Below are 12,332 nucleotides of genomic sequence, written 5' to 3' on the forward strand. Positions count from 1 at the left end.
CGGCTAGGCCCCGATCGGTGATCCGATCGGGGCCTCGTCACCTCGGCCGGGCGGCCGGCACGATCAACTCGCCGCGCCGACCAGTCCGCGCACGATGCCGTCCGCGGTGCCCGACGGCCATTCCAGGGCCGTGTCGAGCTTGGCCAGCAGATCCTCGGCGGGCTCCTCGATCAGGCACCGCTCGATCTGGCTGATCGAACCCGCCGACGGGCCGCCCTTCTTCGCCACATCGGCCTGCGTCCAGCCGTTCTCCTTGCGACGCGCCTTGACGCGCTCGGCCAGCGCCTTGATGTCCGGCTGACCGGCAGCGGATTCCGAAACCGCGGTCGCGGGCGCGGCAACCTGCTCCACGACCGGCTGCTCCGCGACGGCCACCGGCTCGGCGGCGACGGCCGCGTCCCGCTTCACCTGCGCGGCCTCCGGCCGCGTCTTCCCGGAAGTCATCAGTCCCTGCGTAATGAGCCGAGACCGCTTCCGCCTACCCATCTTCCCCATATACCGCTCCTCGATCCGCATCCCAGCCTTCGCTGAAGCACCGGATAGGTTGCCATAAGTTCGCGATAATCCCTCGCCATCGACGAATGTCGGCGTGGCAACACGCGAAACCGGCAGATACCGAGGAGTATCTGCCGGTTTCGGGGTGAATGCCGGATCAGTCCGCGAGGGCGTAGCCCGCGTCGGCGACCGCGGTGGCGAGGGCGCCGGGCGCGATCGGGGTGTCGCTGTCGACGACGACGCGGCCGCTGTCGACATCCACGTCCACGCCGGTGACGCCGGAGATCTTGCCGACCTCCTTGCTCACGGAGTTCGCGCAGCAGCCGCAGGTCATTCCGGTGACGGTGACGGTGGTGGTGCTCATGACTTGGGCTCCTCTTCGCTCGGGACAGCCGGTTCCGGCCGCTCTCTCATGGCTACCATACCCCCCTATGGTATTTCGTCAACAGGCTGGAGCCGCCCCGAAGCCCGTGGGCTGCATCACACGAACCGGAGTTGCACATACCCCCAGGGGGTATTAACGTCCCTCCTGTCGAACACCACGAAGAGGAGAATTCCGATGCAATCCGCCCCCATGCTCATCTCCCTCTTCCGCAATCGGGACTATCTGCGGCTGTTCACCGCGCAGGTCTCGGGTCTGTTCGGCACCGGATTGACCACCGTCGCACTGGGTTTGCTGGCCTACGATCTGGCGGGCGGCGCGGCCGCGGCGGTGCTGGGGACCGCGCTCACCATCAAGATGCTGATGTACGTGACCGTCGCACCGGTGGTGGCCGCGTACGCGCATCGCCTGCCCCGCCGTGGTTTCCTGACCGGGCTGCACCTGGTGCGCGCCGCCGTCGTGCTGGCGCTGCCGTTCATCGATCAGATCTGGCAGATCTACGTGCTGATCGCGATCCTGCAAACCGCCTCGGCCGCATACACACCCACCTATCAGGCGGTCATCCCCGACATCCTGCCCGACGAGCGCGAGTACACCCGCGCGCTGTCGGCGGCGCAGCTGGCCGCCACCATGGAGACGCTGCTGAGCCCCATGCTCGCCGCGGCCGCGCTGACCGTCATGAGCTTCCACTGGCTGTTCGTGGGCACCGCGATCGGCTTCGCGGTGTCGGCGGTCCTGGTGCTGGCCAGCCGGATCCCGAACTCGACTGCCACCGGCGGTGATTCGTTCCGGGAGCGGATCACGGCCGGGGTCCGGATCTTCGTCGCCACCCCGCGGCTGCGCGGACTGCTCGGGCTGAACCTGGTGGTCGCGGCGGCCGGTTCGGTGATCATGGTCAATACGGTCAACTACGTCCGCGACACCCTCGGCGGCAACCAGTCCGGCGTGGCGATGCTGTTGGCGGCCAATGGTTTCGGCACCATGCTGGTGGCGCTGTCGCTCCCCCGCGTGCTGGATCGGATCGGCGCGCGCCCGGTCATGCTGACCGGCGCGGTCACCCTGCTCGCGGGCCTGGCCGCCGCTATCGCGCTGTCGGCGGCCGACGCGGGTGACTGGCGATGGGTTGCCGCCCTGGCGGTGTGGGCCACCGTGGGCGCGGGCACCGCGGCCATCCTGACCCCCACCGGTCAAGTGCTGCGCCGTTCCTCGCAGGCGTCGGATCGTCCCGCGCTGTTCGCGGCCCAGTTCTCGCTCTCGCACCTGGCGTGGCTGCTGACCTACCCGGTCACCGGATGGCTCACCACCACAGCGGGATTCACCGTCACCTGGGTGACCCTGGCGGTGCTGGCGACGGCGGGCATCACCGTGGCGGCGCGGATGTGGCCGCGCGAGGATCCGGAGGTGCTCACCCACCTGCACCCGGTCGGCAGCATCGATCCGGAGCGGCTGGGCGACGCGGAACTGCGGGCCGACGGCTTCTACGTCCACACCCACCCGTACGTGATCGACGCCGATCACCTGGGGTGGCCGGTCCGGACGCGACGCGGACTGGAGGTTCCGACCGCGGCCTGAGGCCGGACGACCGACGGCAGGCACCCGACCCGGGTGCCTGCCGTTTTGTATTGCCCTCCGGACCGACACCGGCGAGTGCGGGCACAGAATAGGGTCGCCCGATCGGGGTTTACGCCCGGTTCGGGCCTGCCTAGCGTGGAGTGGGTCGGCGGGTCGCACCGGTAGGCGGCCAATTCGGCATGAAATCAACTGTACGAGTGGTGGATTCAACGACTCGAGAGGATTTCCGATGCGTTCGACGATGCCCCCGCGCACCCCGGCCGCCACCCCAACCATCGACCCGCCCGAGAGGCGCTCGCCCCCGAACGGGGTGGTGGCCTCCGTCGGCGGCGTCTCGCTCACTTCCGCGGACCTCGACCGCTGGTCGAACCGGCTCGCCCGCATGCTGTTGCGGATGGGTGCCCGGCCGGGCGGGTTCGTGGCCCTGGCCGGGCTGCCCGAGCTGGAATCGACCGCGGTCCGCCACGCCCTCGACAAGATCGGGGCCCGCGTGTCGTCCGGCGCGCGCACCCCGGCGGTGGGTGTGACCGTGTGGGCGCGGCGCGGCGGGCTCAGCGACGCGGTCACCTGGCTCGTTCTCGACGAACCGGCGACCTTGCGGAAGTACCGCAGCACCTCGGACACGCCCCTGACAGCGGCCGAACTGGATGCGGCGGGCCGCCGGTGAACCCGACCCCACGGCCAGAATCCGCCAACCTCGCCGACTGGCGGGCGGCGGATGATCGTATTCGCCCGGCCATCAGGCAGACTCGGAGCCGATAAACCGAACCTTGCTTCGAGGAGTAACCGTATGCGCAAAATCCTGCCCGCTTCCCTCCTGGCCGCCAGCGCCATCGGCGCGATGCTCGTCCTCCCCGCCGGCACCGCCAGCGCGCTGTCCCCCGCCTGCCAGACCGCCGGCGACATCTACAACAGCTACGGCTCGCTGGGCCCGAGCCCCCAGCAGCGTCGCGAGGTCGCCGACCGCCTGCGCGCCATCGAGGCCTCGGGCGACGAGCGCACCGCCATCGACAACTTCGCCAACGCCCTCGCCAACGGCGACGTCGCCCAGATCAGCTCCATGGGCGTCCTGCTCAACGGCATCTGCGGCCGGGGCTAGTCCTCCGCTGTCCGCAGCACACTTCGGGCCGGGTCACGACGGTGACCCGGCCCGAAGTGTTTCGCAGGCGACCGAGCACGGCTGAAATGTCCGATATTGCGGCCGTCTCGACTTAGCGTGAAGAGGGCATAGCAACGCGACAGCAATTTCGGTCGATCCGGAAGGCGAGCTGATCCCCATGACCTCTGTACTCGGCGAACTCCTGCCCCTGGCGGTCGGCGTCGCGATCTCCCCCATCCCGATCATCGCGGGCATCCTCATGCTGCTGTCGAAGAACGCGGGCAAAGCCAGCATCGGTTTCGGAACCGGTTGGGTCACCGGTATTCTCGCGGTGACCGTCGTGGCCTCTTTGTTGGCGGACGCGCTCGGCGGACGCCACCACGGCCAGCCCTCCGCCACCGTCTCCTGGATCAAGATCGGCCTCGGCGCCGTCCTGCTCATACTCGCCCTCCGCCAATGGCAGCACCGCACCGACACCGAGCAACCGGCGTGGATGCGCGCCATCGACGGCCTCACCACCGTCAAGGCCGCGGGTCTCGGCGCCGCCCTGGCCGCCGTCAACCCGAAGAACCTCATGCTGTGCCTGGCCGCCGGCGCGGCCATCGGCGCGGGCGGCCTCAGCGGCGGCGGATCCACCATCACCGTCGTCGCCTTCACCATCCTGGCGGCCTCGACGGTCCTCGGCCCGGTCCTGGCCTACGCCATCGCCGGTGACCGCATGCGCGGCCTGCTCGACCAAACGAAATCCTGGCTACAGACCTACAACGCCCAGGTCATGGCTGTGGTGCTCCTGATCATGGGCGCCACCGTCGTCGGCAAGGGCCTCGCGGGCCTGTAAACCTGATCACCTTGCGCGCATCGACGACGAAGTCGCCGAGCGCCTGTGCATGCTCACATGTCGTCGGGCAGAATCCGGAAAGCCGGGTACCGACCCACGGGGCGGAGCACACGAAAGTCCTTGCGGTCCAACGTCAGGATGCGGTCGGTGTCGAAATGGTCGGCAAGCACGACGCAGGTCGCATCGACGATATCGAGATCGAGGTCGCTGTACGTGGAGCGGATTTCCAAGGCCGAACGCAACTGTGCCGATCCGATTTCCCCGAGAACGACTCGGGTCGCGGCGATTCGATCGGCCAGTTTGCCCAGCACGGCGTCGGCGACCTTACGCCCGGCACGAACACTCGCCACATGATGAACCTCGGTCAATGCCAAGGGGCTCACCACCAGCGCACTGGCGGCATCTGCCGCACGTCGCACCGCGAAGTGCTCCGGATCGGTGCGATTGAACAGCGCCAGCAGGCCCGAGGTATCCGCGACAACGATCATGCGGGCCGGTTCATCGCATCGTGGATGTCGTCCTTACCGATCGGACCACCCATATCGAAGGTGTCCTCATCCTCGACCAATGGTTCATCCCATTGCCGATGCCGCATCAGGTACTCCCGCACAGCGTCTCGTGTGATCTCGTGTTTCGACCGCCCCTCGGCCTCGGCCTGCGCTTCCAGCGCGGCCTCTTCATCGCTGGGAAAACGCATCGTCCAGGCCATACGGTCACGATACCACCCGTGATACCACCTGCGCGGAACATGGATCCGATCACCTCGCGATTCACAGCCCGACAAGGCTGTAATAGTTATCGATCGGCTACATATAGATCAGGTGTCCAAGTGTTGATGATCCATCGGCCAGGAGGTCGCCAGTGAAGCGTTTCGCAGCAGTACTGACAGTGGGGGCCGCGGTCACCGTCCCGTTCTTCGCCACCGCCACCGCCAGCGCGGACACCTGGCAGCCGATTCCCGGAATCTCGATCCCCTTGCCCGACGGCCTCTTCACCGGCAGCGCGGGCGTGAAGCCGTCGCAGCCCCCGGCTCCGGCTCACGTCCAGGGCGAGCCTTGCGACGACGGTCGCGGCACCTGGGTGCACCTCGACGGCGGCAACGCCGCCCACTACGGCACCGAATGGCTGTGCAAGACCAACTGAATCAGGCGGGAACGCCTGTTTCGAGCTCGAAGGTCAGGTCGGCGTCGGTGGCGGACTGCACTTGTCCCGCACCGACGCCCGGTGCCAATTCCCGCACGATCAACGTGCTGTCACGGATGTCGATGACAGCGAGGTCGGTGATCGGCCGCCGATGCCCATACCTTGCTCACTTGTTCACCTTTCCGAGCACCATCGGCTCGCCGTGGCCGGGGACGAGAATGCCCGCGGACCGGCCCGCGAGTTGGCGAGCGCTCTCGCGGGCACAGGCTTCGTCATGGTTGAAGACCGACGGCAGCAGCTGCGGCCCGGTGTCGGCGAGGAGTGGATGTCCGGTCACCAGGGCGTCGCCGGAGAACAGGACTCCTTCGGAGGGAAGGAGATAGCTCGTGTGACCGCTGGTGTGGCCCGGAGTCGGCACGTCGACGATGCCGCCGGGCAGGGCGGCCAGGGTCTCGGCGTCGGCGGTGGTGGCGGTCGGGATCGTCATGCCGAGGTGCCCGTTGATCGCTCGCAGGGTGTGGGCGACCCAGCGGCGGCCGCGGCCGGTGGTGAGCTGGCGGAGCATCCCGGCCGCGCCGATCTGTTGCAGATACTCGCGTTTGGCGTGGCGTACCTCTTCGCGGCCGGTGTAGACGGGCATGCCGACTCGTTCGACCAGTGTGGGGATCGCGCCGATGTGGTCGAGGTGCGCGTGGGTGATCAGGACGGCGGCGATATCGGTGAGCTGATGGCCGATCCGGGTCACCGAGGCGAGCACGTCGTCGGTGTCGGAGGGGTATCCGGCGTCGATGAGCGTGACGCCGGAGCCATCACTGATCAACGCCCAGTTGACGTTCGTTCCGGCCACCGCGTAGACGGAGTCGGAAACCTGATCGATCCGCATGGGCGTCTCGCCTACTTCTCGATGCGGTGTTCGACGACCCCGATGCCGTCGATTTCCAGGCGCAGGTCGTCGCCGGGTTCCAGCCAGCGGCCCAGTTCCATGCCGCTGCCGCCGGGCAGGGTGCCGCTGGAGAGGAGTTCGCCCGGATAGAGCTGCTCGCCGCGCGACACGTGTGCGACGGCCTCGGCCATCGAGTAGCGCATGCCGTGAGTCCCGGTGCGCGACACGGTGTTCCCGTTGATGGTGACCGAAGCGGTGAGACGGTCGAGCCGGTCGGCGACGGCGGGTCCGGAGACAGCGGTCGCCGACATCGAGGTGAGGAAATGCTTGGACCGCTGCGGCCCGAAACCCGAACGCATCTCCGGCAATTGCACGTCACGGGCGGAGAAGTCGTTGACCACGACGACCGCGGCAATGGCGGCCGCGGCCTGCTCGACGGTGGCGTCCCGCAGTGGTTCACCCAGCACGACGCCGAGTTCGAGCTCGAAATCCAGTGCGCGGGTGTACGGCGGCGCGGCGACCGGAACCCCGGACGGGACGATGGTCAGGGCGTTGGACGTGTAGTAGATCGGCTGGGAGTACCACAGCGAGTGGGGCCGGAACGGCGGGAAGGTGCGGCGAGTGACCGCCTCGTAGAGCTTCGCGATCCGGTAGCCGGACGGCATGAAACGCTTGGTCAGGCCGCGGGCGGCGTCCACGGCGTGTTGCTCGAAGAGCATGAAGTCGCGGAACGAGGGCGGGCACACCGGGAGGACCGTGGCGCCGTCGGCCAGGCCGAGGGCGTCGTAGCGCGCGATCTCGAAGTCGGTGGAGAACACGGACGGGATCACGGGAACCGCGCTGCCGCTGCCGGATTCGTCGATTCGGTGCCAGCCGTCGCCGGAGTCGATCTGGGTGTCGATGCGGTGTGCGCCGCGATCGAGGATCCGCCGGATGCGTGGCAGGGTCGTCGAGAGGGTCATCGTTTTGTCGCCTTCGCTTCGGGTTCGACAGTCGGGCTGGAGGTCAGGAGGTGCTCGCGGAGGAACCGGGTGGTGAGCTCGGACCAGAGTGGGGCGTGGCCCATGGCGCAGTGATCGTCTCCCGCGTACAGCGCCAGCATTCCGTGTGGCGCGTGGGCCGCGATATCGATCGAGTCCTGGGTGGCGGCCAGGGTGTCGTGGGTGCCGTTGATGACGAGAATCGGTATCGCGATGTCTCGATAGTGCTGTGCGAGTGAGAGTTTCGCGAGTTCTCCGGACAGTTCCAGCGGATTTCGGGCGCCGGTGGTGGAGGCCAGGGTCGAGATCATGATCTCCGACATGCCGATCGAGTTGCGCCCGCCGAAGCTGTGGTGGGTGAGCGGACCGTTGGACACCGCGACCTCGATCCGGTCGTCGACCGCGGCCATGCGCGTCGACCAGTACGCGCCGAAGCTGAAGCCCACCATGCCGATCCGGTCCGCGTCGATCCGCGGTTCGGCGGCCAGGTAGTCGATGACCTTCGAGTACACATGCTCGGACGCGGTCGAGAGCGGTCGGCGGTAGGAGTAGGTGCCGGGCATCTCCATCACGAACAGTCCGATACCCGAATCCCGCTGTGACAGCATCGGAATGAGCAGTTCCGCGATCGTGCCTTCGAGCCCATTGGTGACCAGTGCCGCGGGGACGGGAGTCGCCGATCCGGCCGGAAGCACCAGCAGACCTCGCACCTGTTCGCCGTCCCCGACCGGGATGCGCACCACCTCGATGGTCACGCCCATCGCGGGCGCGAGGGCGAGAACCAGGACCTCGCACAACCGGTGGGATCGCTCGTAGGCGCGCAGCCGCCGCGGAGTCCACCCCGGCCACGCGGCGACGAACTCGTACACGAGCGCCGTGATCAACTCGCCCAGCGCGATCGCGGCGTCGGCGTCCTCGGGATGCTCGGCGCAGAAGCGCGCTACCGCCGCGGGATCGGCGACCGTCCCCCGGTCGGCGAGGATCGTCACCGCCGGCGCGAGCAGTTCACCGAGCTCGCGCAGGTCGACGGTGGCACTCGGATCGGCCAGTTGCTCGGCCCGAGGTCCACCCAGCCGCAAGAGAGCCGCGTCGGCCAGGGCCAAGTGCACGCCGGCGATTTCTTCCCAGTATCCGGCCCAGCGGGCGTCGTCGAAGGAGCGGCATCCGGCCAGCTGGGTGCGGAACTCCTCCGCCGGGATCCCACCCAGGAAGGTGAACCGGTCGGCGAACAGGCGAGGCAGAATTGGCGCCACACCCACCCGCTGAGCTGCCCGTTCGGTGGTGTGGGTGATCGCTCGAGCACTGACCATCACCCGCTTCCCCAGTTCTAGCAACGACGTCATTGCGTGCCTCCACTCCAGCAATTCGCAGAACTTTCTGCTTTTGTGAGCGTAGGCACGGCTACTGGCTAAAAGCAAGAGACTCTGCTTTAAATATCCCTATGACCGAACCCGAGAACGCCGCGCCGCAACGCCGCCCCGGAGGCCGAGCAGCCAAGGTCACCGAGGCCGTCCACCGAGCCGTTCTCGAGGCAGTCACCGAGCAGGGCGTCGAGAACGTCGGCATCCCCGATATCAGCCGCCGCGCCGGAGTCCGCGACAGCTCCATCTACCGCCGCTGGGGCACCCGAGAGAACCTCGTCCTCGACGTCCTCCTCACCGCCAGCGAACGCACGCTCCCCCTCCCCGACACCGGCACCGCCCACGGCGACCTCACCGCCTTCGCCACCGCCCTCATCAGCTACCTCGAAACCCCCCTGGGCGACAGCCTGGCCCGCGCCCTGGCCTACGTCACCGACTCCGAGGAAATCACCGAGGCCCGAAACACCTTCTGGGAAACCAGATATCGCGCAAACCAACAGATCGTCGAACGCGCAGTGGAACGCGGCGAACTCCCACCCGACACCGACGCCCGCCAAGCCATCGAACTACTCATCGCCCCAATCCACTTCCGCCACCTACTGACCCGCCATCCAGCCGACGCCGCCTTCGTCGACAGCCTGGTCACTCACGTCATCGGCGCGATGCGGAGCGCGCCCGCGAAGCGCGCCCGCCGAACCTGAACGCACCGACAGACGACGAACCCGGCCCCTCCTGTCGGAGGGACCGGGTTCGTGGTGTGCGGCAGCAGATCAGTGCTGGTTGCCGTTGTTGTGGTGGTAGCCGCCCTCGCCCTGGTTGCCCTGGGTGCCGTTGGCGCCGGGGCCGCGGTCGTCGGTGCCGGGCTCGGCGTGGTTGGTGGGGGTGTGGACGATGTCGTAGTAGACGCTCGGGTCGGCGGCGTTGGGGGTGACGCGGTAGGTGAAGGCGTGCTTGTCGAGCTGGATGATGGGGACGACGCGGGTGAAGAGCACGGCGCCGGCGTCGTTCTTGGCGGCGATCCAGCGGGAGGAGCCGTCGGGGGCGACGGTCCAGTCGCCGTGCATCTTCGGGGTGTCGTTCAGGTTGTACATGGTGAACGTGCCGTCGGCCTTGAAGTAGGCCCAGCCGACGAAGTTGGAGACGGCCGGGTTGTCCAGCGGGACGCGGTTGCCGTTCTGGTCGAGGGCGTCGGTGGTCTTCCACGGGGTGGAGGCCAGCACGGCGGACGGCGAGGCCTCGTCCTGGGCGACCGCGGTGATGCCCGGGGCCTCGGGAGCGGCGAAGGCGGCGGCGGGGAGAACACCCACCGTGGCGGCCACGAGGGCGGAGGCGACGACGGTGCGGCGGGAGATCAGCGAGGTGATGTTCACATGTTCAACGCTACGAATCGGGCCGCGGCTCCCGCATCAACCGATCGGCTACACCTGGACGCGCTGATGGGTTGACGCCCGAACGCCTGGACAACAGTGCGGGCGCTGGGACGCAAAAGAAATCGAGCCCCGGATCAGTGATCCGGGGCTCGACATTCGGTGGTTCTAGCTGGGATCGAACCAGCGACCCCTCGCGTGTGAAGCGAGTGCTCTCCCGCTGAGCTATAGAACCGGGGTCTCGCCGCCGAAGCGGCTGTCCAGCTCGGGGTTTCCCGTGTCGGAGTGAGACAACACTAGCGCGTTACCCCGCCTGTTTGCCAAATCGACGCCCGGGTGGCGGGGAGGTCAGCGTTCGGGGAGGGGTGGGGTGGGGGTGAAGGTGACGGGGAGGGCGAGGAGGGCGCGGTGGAAGGGGCCTGGGCGCCAGGACAATTCGGGGGCGGGGACGGCGAGGTGGAGTTCGGGGAGGGCGTCGAGGAGTTGGTCGACGGCTTCCTGGGCGATGAGGTAGGCGAGGGAGCTGGCGGGGCAGGCGTGGGGGCCGACGCCCCATGCGAGGTGGGAGCGGTTGCCGGAGAACCCGGCGCCGCGGATGGTGGGGTCGGTGTTGCAGGCGGCCATGGAGATGACGACCGGCTGGTGCGGCGGGAGCCAGGTGTCGTCGATGAGGACCCGCTGGGGCGGGAAGCTGATGCAGAAGTTGGCCATCGGCGGGTCGTTGAAGAGGACTTCGTCGAGGGCGTCGCGGGTGGACAGGCTGCCGCCGAGGGCGCTGCCGCGGAAGCGGTCGTCGAGGAGCAGCAGGACCAGGGTGTTGACGATCAGGTTCTGTTGCGGCTCGATGCCCGCGCCGTAGAGGGTGGCCAGCTGGTGCACCATCTCGGTGTCGGTGAGGCCGGTGGGGTGGTGCAGAATGCGGGTGGCGACGTCCTGGGCGGGGTGGGCGCGTTTGTGGTGTGTCAGCCGCAGCAGGGCGTCGATGAGCAGTTTGTTGCCGTGTTCGGCGCCGACGCCCTCGAAGATGGCGCGGAACCCCTCTGCTGCCTGCGCCGCGATCTCGACCGGGCATCCGAGCAGGGTGTTGAGCACCTGGAAGGCCAGCGGAAAAGCGTAGTCGCGCACCAGATCCGCCGATCCGGCCGCGCAGAACGAGTTGATCAGCGACACCGCGACCCGCTCGACGGTGCCCTGCAACCCGAAATGGTCGATGCCGGCGAGCCCGGCGGTATTGGCCTGCCGGTACCGCGCGTGCTCGGATCCCGCGTTGCGCAACGCATTCGGCCGCCACTGCATCATCGGCAGCACCGGGCAGTCCGCGGGCACGCCCGCCTGCCAGGCCCGCGGATCGGCGGGGAACCGTTCGGGATCGTTGAGAATCCTTACCGCCGTGCGATATCCGACCACCAGCGTGGCCGGCACCCCCGGCGCGAGCTCCACCGGAACCAAAGACCCGTACTGCTCCCGCATCTCGCGATAGACCCGATGCGGGTCGGCGGCGAACTCGGGGGTGTACATCGGTACGCGCGTACCGACTTGCTCTGACATCGAACCCACTTCACACGGTGCGCAACACTCCACCGCCGCCGAACAGCGCACATCCGGATGCGGAAGATCAACACTACCGACGCGGCCGCATCGGTGCGCGCCGTTTCGACGACCCCGCGCTCAGAGACCGATTTCGCGAAAGTGATTGACAGCGGCGAGCCGCAGGAGCAGGCTCTACGAGGCGCAATTGTTGCTCGACAATTGCTGCGATATCCCGGCTGTCGGCGTTCCCGCCCGGTTGGTGAACGCCGGTCGACAGCGCTCGGAGATTCGGCGGACGCGGACGCGTCCCTTTTTCCTTCAGTTCGGACCCGAGACCTACCAATTCGGAGGTTGGAATGTCTAGCAAGCACGGCCGAAAACCCAGCCAGATCGCCGACAAGGCCAAGAAGGGCATGAAGGGCCAGGCGCAGCGCATGGAATCCGACATGGACCAGATGGCCGACGACGCCCGGCGCGACATGGACCGCCTGGGCGCCGGCATCAAACGGGAAGCCCAGCAGGCACGGTCGGACGCACAGGGCCTGGACAAGGAGATGAAGCGCAAGCTCCAGCATCGCTGACCCGGTGACGCGAATGGCCGGTCCACTTGGCGGACCGGCCATTTCGCCTGTCGACGGAACCCTGATCGTGGATCATGAGTGCGACTGGCATTCGAACTGCC

The 12,332-nt window shown here is 67.9% G+C and carries 16 protein-coding genes and 1 tRNA gene; 7 read left to right on the forward strand and 10 right to left on the reverse strand.

Going from position 1 to position 12,332, the window contains the following annotated elements; all coding sequences use genetic code 11:
* Positions 1-63: 63 nt before the first annotated feature.
* Both ACWEOI_RS18790 and ACWEOI_RS18795 read right to left on the reverse strand, forming a co-directional pair.
* On the reverse strand, positions 64-444 hold the full coding sequence (locus tag ACWEOI_RS18790; RefSeq protein WP_452360379.1) for a helix-turn-helix domain-containing protein: 381 nt from the start codon (positions 442-444) through the stop codon (positions 64-66).
* 208 nt (positions 445-652) lie between these two features.
* A complete protein-coding gene (locus ACWEOI_RS18795) occupies positions 653-859 on the reverse strand; it encodes a heavy-metal-associated domain-containing protein (RefSeq protein WP_452360380.1) in 207 nt (68 codons plus the stop codon).
* A gap of 195 nt (positions 860-1,054) precedes the next feature.
* Between ACWEOI_RS18795 and ACWEOI_RS18800 the strand changes: the two genes are divergently transcribed.
* The 4 genes from ACWEOI_RS18800 to ACWEOI_RS18815 all read left to right on the forward strand — a co-directional run bounded on the left by ACWEOI_RS18800 (position 1,055) and on the right by ACWEOI_RS18815 (position 4,386).
* Complete coding sequence (locus ACWEOI_RS18800) at positions 1,055-2,449, forward strand: MFS transporter (protein ID WP_452360381.1); 1,395 nt, start codon at positions 1,055-1,057, stop codon at positions 2,447-2,449.
* 229 nt (positions 2,450-2,678) lie between these two features.
* The gene (locus tag ACWEOI_RS18805) at positions 2,679-3,116 is read left to right on the forward strand and encodes an AMP-binding protein (protein ID WP_452360382.1); all 438 of its coding nucleotides are present in this window, start codon (positions 2,679-2,681) and stop codon (positions 3,114-3,116) included.
* Between the two features lie 123 nt (positions 3,117-3,239).
* A complete protein-coding gene (locus ACWEOI_RS18810; protein WP_357083903.1) occupies positions 3,240-3,548 on the forward strand; it encodes a hypothetical protein in 309 nt (102 codons plus the stop codon).
* Positions 3,549-3,726: 178 nt separating this feature from the next.
* Complete coding sequence (locus ACWEOI_RS18815; protein WP_452360383.1) at positions 3,727-4,386, forward strand: GAP family protein; 660 nt, start codon at positions 3,727-3,729, stop codon at positions 4,384-4,386.
* A 53-nt stretch (positions 4,387-4,439) separates the two neighbouring features.
* Here the strand turns inward: ACWEOI_RS18815 and ACWEOI_RS18820 are convergent, their stop codons facing one another.
* The gene (locus ACWEOI_RS18820) at positions 4,440-4,874 is read right to left on the reverse strand and encodes a type II toxin-antitoxin system VapC family toxin (protein ID WP_452360384.1); all 435 of its coding nucleotides are present in this window, start codon (positions 4,872-4,874) and stop codon (positions 4,440-4,442) included.
* On the reverse strand, positions 4,871-5,095 hold the full coding sequence (locus ACWEOI_RS18825) for a ribbon-helix-helix protein, CopG family (protein WP_357285488.1): 225 nt from the start codon (positions 5,093-5,095) through the stop codon (positions 4,871-4,873). Before ACWEOI_RS18825 ends, ACWEOI_RS18820 begins: the two co-directional genes overlap by 4 nt.
* Positions 5,096-5,247: 152 nt before the next feature.
* Between ACWEOI_RS18825 and ACWEOI_RS18830 the strand changes: the two genes are divergently transcribed.
* Positions 5,248-5,529 carry a hypothetical protein gene (locus ACWEOI_RS18830; RefSeq protein ID WP_452360385.1) on the forward strand — a complete coding sequence of 94 codons (282 nt, stop codon included), beginning with the start codon at positions 5,248-5,250 and terminating at the stop codon, positions 5,527-5,529.
* 166 nt (positions 5,530-5,695) lie between these two features.
* Here the strand turns inward: ACWEOI_RS18830 and ACWEOI_RS18835 are convergent, their stop codons facing one another.
* From ACWEOI_RS18835 to ACWEOI_RS18845, 3 genes are read right to left on the reverse strand one after another with little or no spacing between them, the layout of a single operon-like run.
* Positions 5,696-6,412 carry an MBL fold metallo-hydrolase gene (locus tag ACWEOI_RS18835; RefSeq protein ID WP_452360386.1) on the reverse strand — a complete coding sequence of 239 codons (717 nt, stop codon included), beginning with the start codon at positions 6,410-6,412 and terminating at the stop codon, positions 5,696-5,698.
* Positions 6,413-6,423: 11 nt separating this feature from the next.
* Entirely contained in the window at positions 6,424-7,374 is a 951-nt protein-coding gene (locus ACWEOI_RS18840) for a fumarylacetoacetate hydrolase family protein (protein WP_452360387.1), read from the reverse strand.
* Entirely contained in the window at positions 7,371-8,735 is a 1,365-nt protein-coding gene (locus ACWEOI_RS18845) for an alpha/beta hydrolase family protein (protein WP_452360388.1), read from the reverse strand. Before ACWEOI_RS18845 ends, ACWEOI_RS18840 begins: the two co-directional genes overlap by 4 nt.
* A 98-nt stretch (positions 8,736-8,833) precedes the next feature.
* Here ACWEOI_RS18845 and ACWEOI_RS18850 point away from each other — a divergent pair, with 98 nt between their 5' ends.
* Complete coding sequence (locus tag ACWEOI_RS18850; RefSeq protein ID WP_452360389.1) at positions 8,834-9,454, forward strand: TetR/AcrR family transcriptional regulator; 621 nt, start codon at positions 8,834-8,836, stop codon at positions 9,452-9,454.
* A gap of 69 nt (positions 9,455-9,523) precedes the next feature.
* Here ACWEOI_RS18850 and ACWEOI_RS18855 read toward each other — a convergent pair whose 3' ends face one another.
* The 3 genes from ACWEOI_RS18855 to ACWEOI_RS18865 all read right to left on the reverse strand — a co-directional run bounded on the left by ACWEOI_RS18855 (position 9,524) and on the right by ACWEOI_RS18865 (position 11,638).
* Positions 9,524-10,123, reverse strand: coding sequence for a DUF4822 domain-containing protein (locus ACWEOI_RS18855; protein ID WP_452360390.1), 600 nt, complete (start codon positions 10,121-10,123; stop codon positions 9,524-9,526).
* Positions 10,124-10,283: 160 nt separating this feature from the next.
* A tRNA-Val gene (locus tag ACWEOI_RS18860) sits at positions 10,284-10,355 on the reverse strand.
* Between the two features lie 113 nt (positions 10,356-10,468).
* Positions 10,469-11,638 carry a cytochrome P450 gene (locus ACWEOI_RS18865; RefSeq protein WP_452360391.1) on the reverse strand — a complete coding sequence of 390 codons (1,170 nt, stop codon included), beginning with the start codon at positions 11,636-11,638 and terminating at the stop codon, positions 10,469-10,471.
* Between the two features lie 368 nt (positions 11,639-12,006).
* Between ACWEOI_RS18865 and ACWEOI_RS18870 the strand changes: the two genes are divergently transcribed.
* A complete protein-coding gene (locus ACWEOI_RS18870; protein ID WP_357094063.1) occupies positions 12,007-12,231 on the forward strand; it encodes a hypothetical protein in 225 nt (74 codons plus the stop codon).
* The last annotated feature ends 101 nt before the right edge of the window (positions 12,232-12,332 follow it).

Source organism: Nocardia sp. NPDC004340, assembly GCF_053602575.1.

Coding starts and splice junctions, on each gene's coding strand:
- ACWEOI_RS18790 (WP_452360379.1), bottom strand. CDS start 444: ATGACTTCCGGGAAGACGCGGCCGGAGGCCGCGCAGGTGAAGCGGGAC.
- ACWEOI_RS18795 (WP_452360380.1), bottom strand. CDS start 859: ATGAGCACCACCACCGTCACCGTCACCGGAATGACCTGCGGCTGCTGC.
- ACWEOI_RS18800 (WP_452360381.1), top strand. CDS start 1,055: ATGCAATCCGCCCCCATGCTCATCTCCCTCTTCCGCAATCGGGACTAT.
- ACWEOI_RS18805 (WP_452360382.1), top strand. CDS start 2,679: ATGCGTTCGACGATGCCCCCGCGCACCCCGGCCGCCACCCCAACCATC.
- ACWEOI_RS18810 (WP_357083903.1), top strand. CDS start 3,240: ATGCGCAAAATCCTGCCCGCTTCCCTCCTGGCCGCCAGCGCCATCGGC.
- ACWEOI_RS18815 (WP_452360383.1), top strand. CDS start 3,727: ATGACCTCTGTACTCGGCGAACTCCTGCCCCTGGCGGTCGGCGTCGCG.
- ACWEOI_RS18820 (WP_452360384.1), bottom strand. CDS start 4,874: ATGATCGTTGTCGCGGATACCTCGGGCCTGCTGGCGCTGTTCAATCGC.
- ACWEOI_RS18825 (WP_357285488.1), bottom strand. CDS start 5,095: ATGGCCTGGACGATGCGTTTTCCCAGCGATGAAGAGGCCGCGCTGGAA.
- ACWEOI_RS18835 (WP_452360386.1), bottom strand. CDS start 6,412: ATGCGGATCGATCAGGTTTCCGACTCCGTCTACGCGGTGGCCGGAACG.
- ACWEOI_RS18840 (WP_452360387.1), bottom strand. CDS start 7,374: ATGACCCTCTCGACGACCCTGCCACGCATCCGGCGGATCCTCGATCGC.
- ACWEOI_RS18845 (WP_452360388.1), bottom strand. CDS start 8,735: ATGACGTCGTTGCTAGAACTGGGGAAGCGGGTGATGGTCAGTGCTCGA.
- ACWEOI_RS18850 (WP_452360389.1), top strand. CDS start 8,834: ATGACCGAACCCGAGAACGCCGCGCCGCAACGCCGCCCCGGAGGCCGA.
- ACWEOI_RS18865 (WP_452360391.1), bottom strand. CDS start 11,638: ATGTACACCCCCGAGTTCGCCGCCGACCCGCATCGGGTCTATCGCGAG.
- ACWEOI_RS18870 (WP_357094063.1), top strand. CDS start 12,007: ATGTCTAGCAAGCACGGCCGAAAACCCAGCCAGATCGCCGACAAGGCC.